Source organism: Sulfurimonas sp. (assembly GCF_041563495.1).
Lineage (GTDB): Bacteria > Campylobacterota > Campylobacteria > Campylobacterales > Sulfurimonadaceae > Sulfurimonas.
This window is the reverse complement of sequence record NZ_JBFFMZ010000003.1, coordinates 217,080-233,018: the sequence shown is the minus strand read 5'-3', so window position 1 is coordinate 233,018 and position 15,939 is coordinate 217,080. Positions and strand designations below refer to the sequence as shown.

The window sequence follows — 15,939 nt, the reverse complement described above, 5'->3', positions numbered from 1 at the left end:
CTAAAACCTCGCCAAAATGCTTTTTCTGTAGATATAATAAGTTGCTATCAACCAAACAAATGCAATAATCGGAATAGTGTAGTAGACAAGAAGTTTTTGCAGTCCGAGTGTGGATCCGTAAAACATCAGAATAGTCAAAAACAGATATAGATAGATCCTTCCTTTTTGATGTCTGACATGTACAACTCCAATACTTACTACTAAAAAGAGACTTATGATTGGAAATAGACTCAAAAGAGAATCAGTGATTATCATATGAGTCTTACTCTCTCGTCTGTCATTTGACAACCAATATTCCAAAGGTGTTTTATATTTTGTCAAATCAGTTTTCATAGTATCATTTATATACATGGTGTCAAAATCAATTTGTGAGAATTTTTCCTTAGAGTAGCTGTATCCTTCTCCATTAATCAGTTTTAGTCTAAGTATTCCCGCGTTATTAATAATCTCTGCTCTTTTTGCACTGATAATAATCTCTTCTTTTTTATTTTTATTAAATAAAATTACGTCTGAATAACTTTCATTTTCATTGTCTTTGCCTATATAGAGCAGCCAATTGCCAAAACTATGCCCAAACTCAGAAGCACTCAGATTAAATTTTGCCTCGCTTTTTTTGTAAGAGACAAAGTTGCTTGAGAGTGTTGTAGAATGAGGAAAGAGAATCAAAAAATCAAAACCAAGCAACAGTGTAAGTAACAGTGCAGGTTTAAAAAGTGTTTTTAAAATGAATTTTGGATGTATGCCAAGAGCAAAGAGAACAACCATCTCGTTATCGGTAGAGAGTCTAAACAAAGATAGAGTGGCTGCAATAAAGAAAGTAATTGGCAGTGTATAAAAAAGAATTTCGGGAAGCACAAACAGGTATAGTTTTACCATATCCCAAAGCGTTAGTTGAATGATAGCAGTATAGGTTGCGAGTTTAATCATGAAGATAACAGACGCTATGGCAAAAAGCGGCATAAACATCGATAAAAATATCATGTATAAGTTGTCGATAATATATTTTCTAAGTCTATCCATGATTAATAATTTGCCTCAATATATGCTAAGATTGGAGAGTCGTAAACATAGACTATAAAAGTAGCCACTGCCAAAAACGGTACAAAAGGAACTCTTTGCTGCTCTGCTGATTTATTTTTAAGTAAAAGCATAACAGGAAGAGCCAAAATAGCAGATAAAAATATAGCTACAAGAGTAAGTTTTAAACCAAGCAGTGCTCCCATAGTAGCCGCCACCATAATATCCCCTTCTCCCATAGCTTCTATAAAAGGTGTTCTGTCGTAGTGTTTATTCCACGAAGTCTTGGTCTTTAGTCCCGCTCTGTAAACTGATGATGTCAGATAGTAGGAAAGTGCAAATCTAAGAAGTGTAAATCCACCGGCAAAGAGCAGGGCATTTTGAAAATTAAGAAATACTCCGCTTAAGTTCCATGCACCGAATATGGCAAAAAACATAGCCAAGAGATTTAAAGAGTCCGGAACCATCTTGTATCTGAAATCTATGACAGACAGAGCTAAAAGCATTAAAAAACTAAGTCCTATCAAAAGACCAGGCAGAGATAAAGTAAACTTGCTTGCAAGTGTTAAAAATATCAAACCTGATATGATTTCAATAATCGGATATTGTGCAGATATGCTTGTTTTACAAAATGAACATCTGCCTCTGAGTAAAATCCAAGATATTATTGGTATGTTGTGCCAAGGTTTTAGCGGAGTATCACAAGATGTACAGTGAGAAGATACAAAGATTACACTTTCATCTTTTGGTATTCTCAGTATTACAACATTTATAAATGAGCCTATTACTGCACCTAACACAAAGGCGATTAGCATCTCCACTATTTAAGCCCTCCAAAACGGCGTTCAATTTTTGTAAAACTTTTTATTATCTTTTCTAATTCTGCAGTTGTAAAATCAGGCCAGAGAGTGTCGGTAAAAAAAAGTTCTGCATATGCTGACTGCCAAAGCAAAAAGTTTGAGAGTCTATGATCTCCGCCTGTACGTATCAGCAAGTCAACACTATGTTTAGAGTCAAGTGCATTTCCCAGCATCTCCTGCGTTATATCACCTTCATAGTCTTTTATCTTGTTTACAGCACGAAGTATCTCATCTTGTGAACCGTAATTAAGTGCCAAAGATTGGACCAGACCGTCACAATGTGAAGTTTTATCCTTTACATCTTTTATAGTCTTTTGAAGTGATTTTGAAAAGGCCCTAATATCACCTATCGGTTCAAAACGAACATTATTTTGCAGATAAACAGGAAGTTCATTTTTAAGATATTTTTCTAAGAGTTTCATTAAAAACTCAACTTCCAGACGTGGTCTTTTCCAGTTTTCAGTTGAAAAGGCATATAGTGTAAGTCTCTCTATATCTTGGTTGTTTGAGCAGTAAGTTGTTATCTCTTTAACTACCTTGGCACCTGCTTCATGTCCTTTGACTCTTTTTTTACCGCTGAGTTCCGCCCAACGGCCGTTACCGTCCATGATTATGGCAATATGTCTAGCTTTATTCATTATTAAAGACTTTTCGCATGCTTTAAGATATCAAAAGCCAGGCTTAGCTTATCGGCACTTGGAAGTGATTCTATTTTATCAGGAGTTATAAACTCTATCTTATTTGTATCGCTTCCAAAACTAGAAGAGTCTTTTAAAATATTCAGACATACTGCATCTACTTCTTTAGAGTCTATCATCTTTGAAGCATTTTTCATTGCACTCTCTTGTGCCATTTCAGCTTTAAAACCTATAGTTGTGATACCGTTTTTGTCTATGGAGTTTAAAATGTCAACATTTTGTTTCAGGCTTAACTCAAAAGTATCACCCAGCATCTCTTTTTTAAGTTTGCCTTCTTGTGTATACTCCGGGATGTAATCACTAACAGCTGCTGCCATAAAAAGATAGGGCTGCTTCTGTATCAGGTGTATCTGCTCATCCCTCATTAGAGTAGCTTTTGAGAGTTTCCCTTTTTTAGCGATGCGAATGGAATTAGTCAAATATTCCAGCATCTCATCTGAACTTTCAACGTCAATGGTGTGCATGTCTTTAGGAATATTATCTTCAAACCTTGTAGCTATAAGATTTACATCTGCGCCTTTGCAATAAAGTGCAGTTGCAAGAGATGAAGCCATCTTTCCGCTTGAGAAGTTTGAAAGATAACGGACATCGTCAATCTTTTCTATAGTCCCGCCACCCGTTACTATGACTCTTCTATTACTCCAAAACTCTTCTTGAAGGAGAACTCTGGCTCCATGCCAAAATATATCTATGGGCTCTGCCATAGCTCCATCACCCGTAGTCTTACAAGCTAGCTCTTTTGTCTGCGTATCTACCATTTCGTAGTTTGCAATAGCCAGCATCTTTAGATTACCTTTTGTAATAGGGTTTTCAAGCATATTTGTGTTTGCAGAGGGTGCTAGTATTTTAGTGTTTGGATATGCAAGTGCACATTGAAGCAGCATATTGTCTGCTATGGCATTGGCAAGTTTAGCAATGGTGTTTGCAGTTGCAGGAGCGATAATGAATATATCAGCCCACTCGGTAGTTTTTATATGATTGTGGTCAGTTACCCAAGATTCGTTTAAATCATCCAGAACCTGATTTGAAGTAAGTGTCTCAAATGTAAGAGGAGTTACAAATTTTTTGGCTGCTTCACTCATCACAACTTTTACATTGGCACCTGCTTTAACAAAGAGTCTTACAAGTTCAAGGGATTTATAAACGGCAATCGAACCAGTAACTCCCAAAAGTATTTTTTTGCCTTTGAGTAAATGTGGCGGAATAAGCATAAAATCACCTCTATAAGTATTTAATGGATTATACCAAATTTATTTGATAGAATATTTACATATTGATATATATCAAGTCAACTTCAAGAAAGTTTGATAGAATTTCAACTTATAATAACTAAAAGGATAGTTTATATGAAAACTATAATCTACATTTTGGCACTGGGTTCAATGATTTTTGCGTCTGCAAATACGGCTGATACAGCCGCTTGTAAAAAGTGTCATCCGATTATTGCTGCAGAATTTCAAACTTCTATGCATAAAAAATCTTCTATATATGAAGATAAAATCCATAAAGCCGTATGGGACAAGCATCCTGCAAAAGCTAAAGATGATTACAAATGTGCCAAGTGTCATACACCAAATGTAACACTTGAAAAAGACAGGCATGAAGGAATTACATGCATTAGTTGTCATACCATTAAGGACGTAGAAAAACATCCTAAAGCCAATAAGAATATTTACACTGATAAAGATAAGACTTTTTACTCGGCAGAAGCTGGCAGAGAAAGTGAAACAATTAAATATAAACAGACATCATCACTTTTTGGGATGAGCAAGTCAACGGTTGGTTCCGCATATCATGATATAGATTATACGAATGAAAAATTTTATAACGGTCAGATATGTATGGGTTGTCATTCACATAAACAAAACTCACATGAGTTCTCTGTTTGTACGACTGATGAAAAGGGTGCAAAAGATAAACAATCTAACTGTATAACTTGCCACATGCCAAAAATAGATGGAACTGCTACAACGGTAAGATTAAGTAAACAACATGCTTTTCACGGTTTTGCCGGTGCAAGAGTAAAACCTGAGATGCTGAGTAAATATGTAGAGTTGAGTTTTGTGAATGCAAACAGAGGCTTTGAAATCACTATAGATAATAAAGCACCTCACAACTTGATGACTCACCCATTGAGAGTAGTGCAACTAAGAGCCACGCTTATAAGAGATTCAAAACATACAGAACTAAAGACACACACTTTTGTAAAAATCATCGGCAAAGACGGTAAACCTTCTATGCCTTGGGTAGCTACGGAAGTTGTAAAAGACACTATGATAAAAGCGAATGAAAAAAGAGTAGTTAAATTTGATAAAGCTTTACAAAGCGGTGATAAGATAGAAGTAAAATTAGGTTACTTCGTTGTAAATCCTAAAGCAGTTAAAAAGTTAAATCTTCAAGATGAAAAAGAGGTTACTAAGTTTACAATACTAAAAAGTGAATACTTCAACGTAGAGTAAATAAGTATATAGAGCAAGAGGCTGCTAAGTGCAACTTCTTGCTTGAATGTTCTTAACACACTCTTTTACTTTCTTTAAAAGAGGCATCTCTTCAACAGAAGACTCCTTCATTAGACACTTTTCTTTAAAATCTGTTTCTACGCAGACAGTTTTTGATAACCCACAATATTCATCATGCTGACATGAATCATTGTTTTTTAAAGTCGACATTATTCGTCCTCATTTTATGTTGGACAATTATATGATTTTTTAAGTAAATATGCAACTTAAATACACAAAACATAACAAAAATATTGTTTTTAGATTTAAAGTTTCTCTTTGTCTATTTCAACTCCGCCATATTCAAGAGTATAAATCAAGTCTGTAGTATTTAGTTTTGCAAAATTAGCTAACATTATCTTTTTTAGGTAGTCTTTCTCAGCATCTTCTGCTCTTTGGAGACTACCTGCAAAGATGCCTTTTTTGTTAAGAACCAAAGAAGTTATGTCTTTATCCATATTTATGTGATTCATCAATTCTTTAATATCTGTCTCAAAGATAGAACTCAGCATCGAAAACATACCCGCTAAGTAAGCTTTGTCTTTATCTTTTTGCGCAGCTTCCGCTTCCATTCTTTCAGCTCTTTTGATTGCAAGAGCCAGTATTGTCTGAGAGGCAGGATTTTGTGAAGCTTCAGAGTACAGATATACCATAAGCCATCTAAGAAGCTTTGACCTGCCCATTAGAGTAATTACTTGAGTCAATGATTCTATCTGTACGTCAAATTTTTTAGAGTTGTTAAAAAATTGAACGAGTTTAAAAGACAGGTCAGGCTGTTTTTTTATGAAAGCTTCGAGTTGCTCAGTAGAGTCATTGTCTTTTATGATTTTTATTAACTGTAATATGACGACTTGAGCCGGTTCTTTTGAACCTATTATTTCCATAACAACCGGTTTATCCAGATAGTGACCTTGAAAATAATCAAATCCCATTCTTAAGTATTTTGTATGGTCATCTTTTGTCTCAATATTTTGAGCCAGCAATTTAATTCTGGTGCCTTTGAATTTTGCCATGACTCTTTCTAGATTCTCAGGTTCTGATAATACAATATCCATTTTTATAATGTCTATAAAATTAAACAGTCTGCTGAATTTTGTAATCATTTCAGCACTTGAATCAAAGTGTTCTAAGGAGAGTTTAAAACCTCTTTTTTTATATTGTATGATTTTAGCAATTATCGTTTCTGTCAGCTCTATGTCTTCTAAGATGTTTAAAACAAATCTATTGTTATCCAAAACATCCAAAATCCCTTTTTGTAGCGTCTCTTCATTTACATTTATAAAGGCTAATGTTCTTTGACCGAGCAGTTTATCTAATTCAACACTGCTGATAGAACTTATGATTAACTTCGCAGTTCCCTTGACAGTGGTAGATAAGTCGGTAGTGTGGTTTTCACTGTCTTTAAAAACAAGCTCATAAGCAAAGGTTTGATTTCTGTTATCAAATATTTTTTGTTTAGATATACTAATTATATTCATTATTTATATCCTTGCTCTTTTTGATATTATATCATCTTATACGAGCTTGATTGTTGAAAATATGATTATTTGATTTTTCTGATAATCACGACTTTAAGATAATTCCCTTCTTTAAACTTGTCATTGACCTTGAAATCTTTTGGCAAGGAGAAGCTTTTTTCTACATTATACTTCCCTTTTAACTCTCTAAAAGCCTTAGATATAAAGTCTCTAAATGTCATCATACTAAAGTTTGCAGCATTTGTAGAAGCGACAATAATACCATTTTTATTGGTTATTTGAATGGCTTCTTTTAGAAGTTTCACATAATCTTTTGAAGCACTGAATGTATGCTTTTTTGATCTTGCAAAGCTAGGTGGATCAAGAACTACCAAGTCAAATAATAGTTTTTTTCTTAGGGCATATTTAAAGTAGTTAAAAACATCTTCTACAAGAATATTTTGAGTATTGGCATCTATGTTGTTTATGCTGAATTGTTCTTGCGTTTTAGAGAGGCTTCTTTTGGCAAGGTCGACACTTGTGGTGTTTTTTGCACCTCCAAGTGCTGCAAAGACTGAAAAGGCACCTGTGTAAGAAAAGGTGTTTAATACTGTTTTGTCTTTTGCATACACGTCACGGATTGTTTTTCGCACATCTTTTTGATCTAAGAAAACCCCTACCATAGCTCCATCATCCAAGTATACGGCAAAGTTGGCTTTGTTTTCTTTTACGATGAGAGGAGAGGGTGCTTTTTCTCCACATACAAAATCATCAGCATCATCAAGATACTTTCCTTTAGTGTCAAATCTCTTTTTTTGGTAGATGCCTTTATAGTCCACCAGTGATTTTAGAGCTTCGAGTATCTCGGCTTTAAGTTCATATATCCCTATTGAATACCAGGTAATCATATAAAAATCGTCAAAGTAGTCTATGGTTAGACCGCCGACTCCATCGCCTTCACTGTTGAAGACTCTGAAAGCTGTAGTATTTTTATCTTTATAAAAGTCTTCTCTGTATTCTATGGCAGATTTTATTTTTTTTGCAAAGTAGGCGGCATCTATATTTTCATTTCGCTCGTAAGAGAGAACCCAGCCGTAACCTTTGTTCTGGATGCCGTAGTATCCTTTTGCTATAAATGTGTTTTTTGCATCTACTAGGTTTATTATTGTCCCTTCCTGTGTTACTTTGCTCCAGTCAATAACGGACTCTTTAGAGATTAGCGGATAGCCGTCTTTATAGTCAACTATAAATTCAGGCTTTATTATTAAGTCTATTTCTGTTTTCATACTTTTTTACTCTCTAGGCGGTCATACATGGCCAGTATGTTATGGTAGTCACTATGTAGAGTCGTGTTTATAAGGTAATCATCACCATCTAGTATTTGTAAAGCTTTTTGTACCTTTTCCTGCGTAAAAATATTGTAAAGAGCTTCTTCATACTCTGCAAAGTCTAATTCTGATTCTTCCATACGAGCCAACTCTACGATTATATGACCAAGTTTGTCTTCCCCAAACTCAAGCAGTTCAAGAGCCTCTTCATAGTCGTTTAGCAAGAGGTATATTTGTGCTTTAAACTCTCTCATAGTGAAGTTATTCTCAAAAATAACACCGATATATTTTTCTATATTAAGTGAGTCTTCAAGTGATTCTATACTCATCATAATATCTTGTGGATCATAATCATGGAAGTTTAAGACCATGTCACGAATCTCTTTGGCAATGTTTTTGTTGTTGTATATCAAGTCTTCTATCGGATATACCTCAGACACGCCAGGTACTATCATCTGACAAGAGTAAAAACCAAGATAGTCATACTCTCTTAAGTAGCTCTCTTTGTTCATTTTGTTTAAGATGTTCATCAGATAGTCATACTCATCTTTGCTTGTCTCGCCAGCATAAGTAAAAGGACAATACTCAAAACTTTTTTTGGCACTTAAAAATCCAAAGCCGAGTTTTCCGTTTGAATCTACAAAGTGAGATTCGAGATTGAAACTGTCAGAGACTATACTCATATCAAAAGTCGGTATTTCAAAAGTATCAAGATTTTCTAAAGAACGTCCCTGCATAAGCTCTGTCATTGTTCTCTCTAAAGAAACTTCCAAAATAGGATGTGCTCCAAAAGATACGAAAAGAGTAGAGTTTTTAGGGTTGATAAGTGAGATGGCGGTAACGGGAAACTTTCCGCCGAGTGAAGCATCCAAGACTTCGACGATATAGCCAAGTTCTCTTAGTGAGCAAACATCTTTGTAAACTCTTGAAAATGACTCTAGAGTTGTTTTTGGAAACTTTGGAAGTGCGTAACCGTTTTTGATTATCTCTATTTTTGCATAACGTTCAAAGATCTCACTCAGAGCTTGAACTTGAGCCTCTTGAGGTGTATTTCCCGTAGCCAAGCCATTACTTACATAAAGGTTGCCAAGTATATTTAGAGGTATATATACCTTTTTTTTAGTTGAGTGTTTTATAAAAGGTAGAGAAACAATCTTGTCGTCATAGTCGCTGTTAAAATCAACTAAATCATCGTCGCTTAGCTGTTTATTTGGGTTGTAAACTTGACGCAGTTCATCGTTTAAGTAGTCTCCTCCAAACTCAAAAGCGACTTCATCGGGATAGTATTTTCGCTTTGGAAGATGAAAATCTATAAAAAAATTGTTTGTCTGAAGTCGCTCTATATACTCACCCAAAGCACTTGCAACAGATGCATCTGAGACTATTCCTTTTCCGTTTGAGTATATATGTCTTGGTGCTTCGATTGAGGTAAGGTTTACGGAGTAGCAGTTTTGCAGTGGATGCTTTTGTTGTGAAAATATTGTCTCACAGCCGACATCAGAGAGTACTGCTCTCATCTTCGCTATGGACTCTTCAAGCGGTGCATTTTTAGATAAAAGGTTCATTAATCGATTTCTTTTTCAGACTTGTTTTGTGTCTTCTTTTTACCGTGACGCGGTTTCTTTTTTTTATCTTTTGCAGGTTTTTCAGTTTGGTTTGGAGTTGTAGTTACAAAGCCTTGAACTTTTTCTTGCGGGATATCCATTCTCATCATTATCTCGATAGTGCGAAGTGTTTTTTCTTCTTCGGGAGTTACAAAAGATATAGATTCTCCTATCTCATCAACATAACGAATACGCATGAAGTAGTCTTCTTCATGTGTAGGAAGTTCGTAGTTAGCCATGACTTGTATGTTGGTCAACCCAAGTGGTTTTAAAATCATATCTGTAGTTATAAGTATGTTCAGTTTAGATGCATTGAAAGCTCTGGAAGCTTCTTCTAAGTCCGCTTTTCTATGGTTTCCGTGAACTACCACAGCCTTTATATCATGAGCTTCAAGGTAAACACCGAGTTCATTCGCCGAGCGTTTGCTTCTTGCAATGACAACAGTTTGCTTTTTGTCGCTGTTTTTTAAAAACTGTTCAAACATATATGCTTTGTCGTGCTTTTGTACTAGGTAAACTATTTGTTTAGTTCTTGCGCCTACGCTTATGTTGTCATAGTACTTTTTTTTGCTGATTTTTTTAGGTTGTTCAGGCATATAATGGGTTCCTTGAAGATTTGAAGCAATTATAGCTGAGTACACATAAAAAGATGGTCCTTCAAATGTGGTAATGATTAATCTATAACATAATCTTTTGTCAGAATCTCTAAGATATGACCGTTTTCATCTCTAAAATAAACACCGCGACCTCCATAATGATTGTTTGTCTTTGCATCATCTAGTTTATAAGGACCGCTTCCATAGACGACACTCTCTTTTTTTATGCGCTCAAATATCTCATCAAACTGTTCATCACTTACTTTAAAAGCGTAGTGCATCTTGGAGAACTTTTTTTCATCACGGAAGTCTAGTGTAAGCGTAGAATTTACCTTAAGTACCGCAAAATCTTCCCATACTTTTAAAAACTTAAAACCAAATATCTTCTCATACCATTTAGCAGATTTTACTTTGTCGTATGCCGGAACAATTGTATGGTTAAGCGTTATCTCCATAATTTTCTCCTTGTGTTAACTTATGAATCCACAGATTCGGAAATAGTCAGTTTTGTATATCTGTTTTGTTTTTCGAGAATGACTTCTACATTTGCAACAACTGCATGACCTATAAGAGCTAAAGAACTCTCAAAAGATTCGGCAACATGCACAAAAGGAAGAGAAAAAGGCATGATAATCTCTGCTATGTTTTTTTCACGTATGATATCAACACAGGCATTTATCAACTCTTCGTAGACCAACTTGTTTGTAGCACGTTGTATTCTATACTCTTTCATGTACTCCAGATTGTTTATTAGGACTTCTTTTTCAAGTTCATCCAACATATCATGATTGTCTACCTCTGAAATCTCAAGGTCTAACTTGGCTTTATACTTAGAAATATGTTCACGAAAAAATTGGTCAAAATCTGGTTGGTACTTATATAGCAATTCAAAGACTTCACTCTCGTCAAGCTTTTTTTCGGGATTGATTGTGGTTTTGGTGTCTTTTTCGAGCTTCCCTAAAAAGCTAAGCATCTGAGCGGCAGGTTCTATATAGATGTATTTATCTTCTTTACCTATGGAAAAATCAACACCTGTCGAACTTATAAACGGCTTGCTTCCAACATATTTTAATCTCATTATATTTTATCCAGTACAAGCATGAATTCACCGGCTAGTGAATAGTTTGTCGGGTTGTTTGGCGGTTTTTTATATGGATGTGTCCATTTTTTGCCATCGTACAGATGCTTAAAAAAGACTAGATTATTGTCCAAATAGACGTTTAAATCACTGCTCATGCGTATGCATCCGTGTGATTGCGGATGTCCCAACGAATTACCGCTGATATGTGCATGCATCGCAAATTTTAGTTTTCCGTTTATGATCTTCCATTTTTTTGGGTCTGTGATTTTTGTGTTATTCTTATCAAAAGTATTGTAGCGAATACTCTTTTGCTCACCAAAATAAAATACATAATTGTCTTTTTTACCGTATGGCATCGTAATATTGTCTCTGTACATCTCTCCCTCAGAACGCCAACCGCTTTTGATGCTAAAAAAGCCCGCAGGTGTTTTGAAGTAGTGATCTTCCCCGTTTGTCACTTCCTTTTCCCTTTCTATGTTTCCGGTTGATATAAAGTCAAATCCTACCGGATAAAAATCTTTTACTTCGTTGTCCCACAAGACAACTATAAGCACTTGTTTTGAGAGGTCTACTAAAGTCAAAAATTGTGAAGAAGCCAAATATTTACTCTTTTTAAAAAGATGCTTTTTTGCTCTTTTCCAGTAATTGTTATAGATGCGAAACTTTTTAGCCCTTTGCTTGAGAGCTTTGTCAACCAGAGATTTCTTCCTGTACTTCGCATATAGCGGTTTTATGATGACATTATTGTAAAAATTTTGCTGAATGGCTTTTACGTTTAGTGATGATGCTTGTAAAAAAGATATTAGAAGAACAAGAGAGATAAAAATTTTTAAAAATATTTTCATCCAATCAACCTAGCTACAAGTACTTGCTTTTTCATCTTGTATATCTCATAATCCTCATTTTCAAACTCATTATAGTATAAAATCTGCCACGAATCGTCCAGCATGCTTTTTAGCTCTTGTGGTTTTAGCAGATTATCCGAATTTGATTCTTTTTTTTCATTGTCATCACTGATCATGTATGTCTCAACAAAAAGTATACCGTTTTTTTTAAGTGCGTTAAAGGCAGATGTTAAAACTGTTCTGTCGAGAAAATTTGTCATAACGATTATATTATATACATCTTTTTTGATTTCATATGTCTGCAAATCAGCTTGAGATGCATTTATCTTGGAGAGAAGGTTTTTTTTCTGAGCTTCAGCATCTAACGCTTTTATGGCTGCCTCTGCAATATCGAGTGCATCTACATCAAAACCGCACTCGGCTAAAAAGATGCTGTTGCGTCCAGCACCGCAAGCCAAATCTAAGGCTTTACTTCCTTTGCAATGTACAATGAAGTCTTGCAGGTTCTGACTAGGCTTTCGTGGTCTTAGCAGTTGACTTTTTTCGAGATACTTTGCATCCCATTTCTCTTTATCTTTAACTGACATTATCTATCTGACTTTTACTCTTGAGATATGTTTTGCGTACTCTTTTTTTTAGCGTGACGAGGTTTTTTCTTTTTGTCTTTTACCGGTTTTGGCACATCTTGAGTTGATGGCACAAAATCTTTTACATCTTCTTCTTGCATCTGTGTTTTCATAAGAAACTCTATAGTAACAAGTAGTTTTTCATCCTCAGGAGAAACCAAAGAGATGGACTCTCCTCTCTCGTCTACGTAAAGAACACGTGCATAGTAGTCATTTGGCTCTACGGGAAGGTCATAGCTTATGATTTTTTCAATATTCTTTAAATCAAGAGCCTTTAAAATCATGTCAGTAGTTATTAAAATGTTTATTTCGCCTGCATCAAAAGCTTTAGCAGCTTCAACTTGTTGCTCGGTTCGATGGTTGCCGTGTATGGAAAGGGCTTTTATATCTTTGGTTTTTAGATATGAGCTTAACTCGTCAGCGGAGCGTTTACTTTTTGTAATAATTACAATATTTTTTCCAGATGAATTTTTAATAACCTGCTCAAGCATGGCAGGTTTGTCGTGGGGCAGTACATAATGAGCAAGTTGTTTTGTCCGTTTAGCAACACTTATATGGTCGTAGTACTTTTTAGTCTTTTTTTTACTTGTTTGTTCCGGCATAAAGTTTATTCCTTGGAAGTGCTGCTTATATTTGTGAAATTATAGCTGATTGTGTATAAACAATTGTGCTATTTACAAAGTTAACACTTTCCCAGCCCTCTTCAGCACCGTTTTGCATCTATAAAGAGTGATGAAACATTTGATTTTAGGATAGCGTTTGATATCAGATGTTTCAATTTTATCTACCGAATAATCAAGAATTTATATCTTTATATACATGCGGATAATTTGCTTGACGGTTTTGAAACAGCAAAATATTCGGCTTTTTAATCACTCCATCATCAATATTTATAGCCTGTCGAATAGTTTCGTCTTTTTGCCATCCTTCTCGACCGGACATAACAGCCTCTAGATGGACAATAAGTGCAGCTGAGATTGACCTTGTAGCACTTTCCCAAAGATAGTTAGGTGTATGATCTACAGCATAGTAATCGACAACTCCCACTTTAAACATCGGCTTTTTGAATGAAGTCGGTTTTGCAAAATAAAATCCCATTCCCTCGTCGCAACTGACATCAATGATCAGACAGCCGGGCTTCAGGCATGATTTCTCACTTTCTATCACGTAGTCAATAGGCTTATCAGGCTCTTGAAAAGTTCCGTTTATGATAATGTCTGATTCGCTTATGAGGTCACACAGAGGACGTCTGGCACCATCGTGTTCTACTACAACCATACGTGATTCATCTGCTTTACCAGGAAGGATTGTTACATACTCACAGTCTAAAACCTCTTCTCTTACTTCGTGATTAGGGCGCTGAATACAGATGGTAACATCTCTAAATCCATGGGCTTTAAGTGCGTAAATAGCTCCGCGGCTGACCGCTCCGAAACTAAAAATAATGACTTTACGCTGGTTTCCGTAGTGTCCGTCTATTCCTTTTAGTTGCAAAGCATGTAGCACTGCGCAGTAACCGGCCATTTCGTTGTTTTTGTAAAAGGTGTGGCGTCCGACTTCTCCCTTTGGACCCCATACGAACATATCTTCAAAGGCGATGAGTGTTTGCTTGCGGTCGATGGCAATCTGTGTCATCTCTCGTTGTTGCACACAATGCGGATAACCCCATAAAATGCCACCTTCACGAAGCTCTAGCAAATCGGCAGGAACTGGTTTGGCTATGATGACAGCAGTGTAGTTGGAGAGAAGTTCGCTGCGAGAAGCGATGCCTCCCGTCATGTCAGCTATAACCGAATCGGCTATACCATACGGCTTTCCATAACCCTCTTCAAATATCATTTGACGGCGGACATGTTCTGGAATGCGAGCTAGGTGTTCTGGATGGATTGGCATACGTTGTTCATCTTCTTTTTTTGAAGTCCCGATGACTCCCACTGTAAATAGGTTGATAGTGTTTCCTTTTTTGAAACTATAATGGATACTTTTTTTCATGATTGAACAATCTTTTGTAGCATGAAGTAATAAAACTTTTGCTTTGTAGAAACGGAGTAAAGAGAGAGAAAAAACCTGTTAGTTAGAACATGTACGTGTTCATGAAACTATAATCATTATACCCGTTTGTTTCTAAGTAAGAGCTTGGCAGTTATTTGAGTAGTGCTGTAGCACTTACAATATCTCCAATAATAATAGCCTTATGGTAAATAATAGTATAATTAAAACAGAAAAAGTGATGGTGATTTTCATGAAAAAAGATATCATAGGACGTTATGAATGTACTGAGAGCGGAGAGATTATTGTTGATATTTCTACACAAAAGGTAGAAGATCTGTATGATGATTTTGACAGGCGTTCACACTTCTTAAAAAAAGATTTGAATCAGGATTTGGTCGAGTATATAATCGATAGTGTTACAGAGATAGATAAAAGGGAGTTCATTGTTCAGTTTAACCTCGAAGTAGCGGCGGAAAAAGAGTCTATAACCAGAGTGAAAAACAGTGTTAAGAACTTTTTTGTATATATGCAGGAACTTGAGCGCAGAAAAATGAAAGAGATGGGAAGAACATCTATAATCCTCTTTCTCATAGGATTTATCATTGCTTCGATCTCTGTTTTGATGAATCAAAGTGAGATTGTCAAGACGAGTGTAATGGCCGGCGTCGTTGCAGAGGGTTTGACTGTCGCTGCCTGGGTTTCACTGTGGGAAGCACTGGCAACTATCTTGATCAAGTGGATGCCTCACAAAAAAAAGATCTCGATTTATCAGCGAATAGCAGATGCCAAAGTAGTGTTTAACTTTCCAGATACGAGAACTATCGCCAAAGTGTAAAGTTTACAATCTATGATATAATTAAAACATGAAAACTTAATGAAGGGGTGTGTCATGAAAAAAGATGAAATGATCGAAGAAACTAAGAAACAGCTGGTTAAGTTCCAAAAAGAGATAGATGAGATTAAAGAAGCGAGTTCACATCTAAGTGAAGAAGCTAAAAAACAATTTGAGATAGGTGCGAAGGAGCTGGAAAGTCTTTATAAAGATGCAGATGAAAAACTTGGCGCTCTTTCAAATAAGGCTGAAGAAAATTACAAAGATGTAAAAGACTTTGTAGAGTTGACAAATAAAGCTCTGAAACACTCTTTTAACTACTTTATGTCGCATTATAGGAAGAAATAGAAGTCTAGAAGTGTTTCGAAAATAGCCTCGAATACTGAATATTCAACTATTGAGGTGTAGCTTTCTTGATTTGGGTAAGTGAATGGATAAATTTTTCATGGTTGAGCAATCTCTTGTAGGACACGGAGAAAAGAGAGAAAAAAAACCTGCTTGTTAG

At 35.7% G+C, this 15,939-nt stretch carries 18 protein-coding genes; 3 read left to right on the top strand and 15 right to left on the bottom strand.

Annotated elements, in window-relative coordinates; translation table 11 throughout:
- Genes ABYK18_RS04665 through coaBC form a run of 4 tightly spaced genes read right to left on the bottom strand, consistent with a single transcriptional unit; the run spans window position 1 to window position 3,786 of the window.
- Window positions 1-1,020 carry an LptF/LptG family permease gene (locus ABYK18_RS04665; protein ID WP_373035489.1) on the bottom strand — a complete coding sequence of 340 codons (1,020 nt, stop codon included), beginning with the start codon at window positions 1,018-1,020 and terminating at the stop codon, window positions 1-3.
- A 2-nt stretch (window positions 1,021-1,022) separates the two neighbouring features.
- Complete coding sequence (locus tag ABYK18_RS04660) at window positions 1,023-1,838, bottom strand: A24 family peptidase (RefSeq protein WP_373035488.1); 816 nt, start codon at window positions 1,836-1,838, stop codon at window positions 1,023-1,025.
- The gene (locus ABYK18_RS04655; RefSeq protein WP_373035487.1) at window positions 1,838-2,515 is read right to left on the bottom strand and encodes a di-trans,poly-cis-decaprenylcistransferase; all 678 of its coding nucleotides are present in this window, start codon (window positions 2,513-2,515) and stop codon (window positions 1,838-1,840) included. Before ABYK18_RS04655 ends, ABYK18_RS04660 begins: the two co-directional genes overlap by 1 nt.
- A gap of 2 nt (window positions 2,516-2,517) precedes the next feature.
- Entirely contained in the window at window positions 2,518-3,786 is a 1,269-nt protein-coding gene (gene coaBC, locus ABYK18_RS04650) for a bifunctional phosphopantothenoylcysteine decarboxylase/phosphopantothenate--cysteine ligase CoaBC (RefSeq protein WP_373035486.1), read from the bottom strand.
- Window positions 3,787-3,921: 135 nt separating this feature from the next.
- On the opposite strand from coaBC, the gene ABYK18_RS04645 reads away from it, so the two are divergent.
- Complete coding sequence (locus ABYK18_RS04645; RefSeq protein ID WP_373035485.1) at window positions 3,922-5,034, top strand: multiheme c-type cytochrome; 1,113 nt, start codon at window positions 3,922-3,924, stop codon at window positions 5,032-5,034.
- Between the two features lie 24 nt (window positions 5,035-5,058).
- Here the strand turns inward: ABYK18_RS04645 and ABYK18_RS04640 are convergent, their stop codons facing one another.
- The 11 genes from ABYK18_RS04640 to ABYK18_RS04590 form a co-directional block, all read right to left on the bottom strand.
- Window positions 5,059-5,244, bottom strand: coding sequence for a hypothetical protein (locus tag ABYK18_RS04640; protein WP_373035484.1), 186 nt, complete (start codon window positions 5,242-5,244; stop codon window positions 5,059-5,061).
- 95 nt (window positions 5,245-5,339) lie between these two features.
- The gene (locus tag ABYK18_RS04635; RefSeq protein ID WP_373035483.1) at window positions 5,340-6,551 is read right to left on the bottom strand and encodes an EAL and HDOD domain-containing protein; all 1,212 of its coding nucleotides are present in this window, start codon (window positions 6,549-6,551) and stop codon (window positions 5,340-5,342) included.
- Window positions 6,552-6,616: 65 nt separating this feature from the next.
- A complete protein-coding gene (locus tag ABYK18_RS04630; protein WP_373035482.1) occupies window positions 6,617-7,816 on the bottom strand; it encodes a class I SAM-dependent rRNA methyltransferase in 1,200 nt (399 codons plus the stop codon).
- Window positions 7,813-9,423 (bottom strand): YcaO-like family protein, encoded by a 1,611-nt coding sequence (locus ABYK18_RS04625; RefSeq protein WP_373035481.1) that lies wholly within the window; start codon window positions 9,421-9,423, stop codon window positions 7,813-7,815. The genes ABYK18_RS04630 and ABYK18_RS04625 overlap by 4 nt, the downstream gene beginning before the upstream one ends.
- Entirely contained in the window at window positions 9,423-10,058 is a 636-nt protein-coding gene (locus ABYK18_RS04620) for a helicase-related protein (RefSeq protein WP_373035480.1), read from the bottom strand. The genes ABYK18_RS04625 and ABYK18_RS04620 overlap by 1 nt, the downstream gene beginning before the upstream one ends.
- A gap of 77 nt (window positions 10,059-10,135) precedes the next feature.
- On the bottom strand, window positions 10,136-10,513 hold the full coding sequence (locus tag ABYK18_RS04615; RefSeq protein ID WP_373035479.1) for a VOC family protein: 378 nt from the start codon (window positions 10,511-10,513) through the stop codon (window positions 10,136-10,138).
- 20 nt (window positions 10,514-10,533) lie between these two features.
- Entirely contained in the window at window positions 10,534-11,136 is a 603-nt protein-coding gene (locus tag ABYK18_RS04610) for a hypothetical protein (protein ID WP_373035478.1), read from the bottom strand.
- Window positions 11,136-11,984, bottom strand: a complete 849-nt coding sequence (locus ABYK18_RS04605) for a L,D-transpeptidase family protein (protein ID WP_373035477.1) — start codon at window positions 11,982-11,984, stop codon at window positions 11,136-11,138. Before ABYK18_RS04605 ends, ABYK18_RS04610 begins: the two co-directional genes overlap by 1 nt.
- A complete protein-coding gene (locus tag ABYK18_RS04600; RefSeq protein WP_373035476.1) occupies window positions 11,981-12,571 on the bottom strand; it encodes a class I SAM-dependent methyltransferase in 591 nt (196 codons plus the stop codon). Before ABYK18_RS04600 ends, ABYK18_RS04605 begins: the two co-directional genes overlap by 4 nt.
- A 14-nt stretch (window positions 12,572-12,585) precedes the next feature.
- Window positions 12,586-13,212 carry a helicase-related protein gene (locus tag ABYK18_RS04595; RefSeq protein WP_373035475.1) on the bottom strand — a complete coding sequence of 209 codons (627 nt, stop codon included), beginning with the start codon at window positions 13,210-13,212 and terminating at the stop codon, window positions 12,586-12,588.
- A 193-nt stretch (window positions 13,213-13,405) separates the two neighbouring features.
- Window positions 13,406-14,545, bottom strand: coding sequence for a N(5)-(carboxyethyl)ornithine synthase (locus ABYK18_RS04590; RefSeq protein ID WP_373035474.1), 1,140 nt, complete (start codon window positions 14,543-14,545; stop codon window positions 13,406-13,408).
- A 307-nt stretch (window positions 14,546-14,852) separates the two neighbouring features.
- Here ABYK18_RS04590 and ABYK18_RS04585 point away from each other — a divergent pair, with 307 nt between their 5' ends.
- Together ABYK18_RS04585 and ABYK18_RS04580 are read left to right on the top strand one after the other, a co-directional pair.
- Window positions 14,853-15,437, top strand: coding sequence for a hypothetical protein (locus ABYK18_RS04585; protein WP_373035473.1), 585 nt, complete (start codon window positions 14,853-14,855; stop codon window positions 15,435-15,437).
- Window positions 15,438-15,491: 54 nt separating this feature from the next.
- Complete coding sequence (locus ABYK18_RS04580; RefSeq protein WP_373035472.1) at window positions 15,492-15,782, top strand: hypothetical protein; 291 nt, start codon at window positions 15,492-15,494, stop codon at window positions 15,780-15,782.
- Window positions 15,783-15,939: the final 157 nt, after the last annotated feature.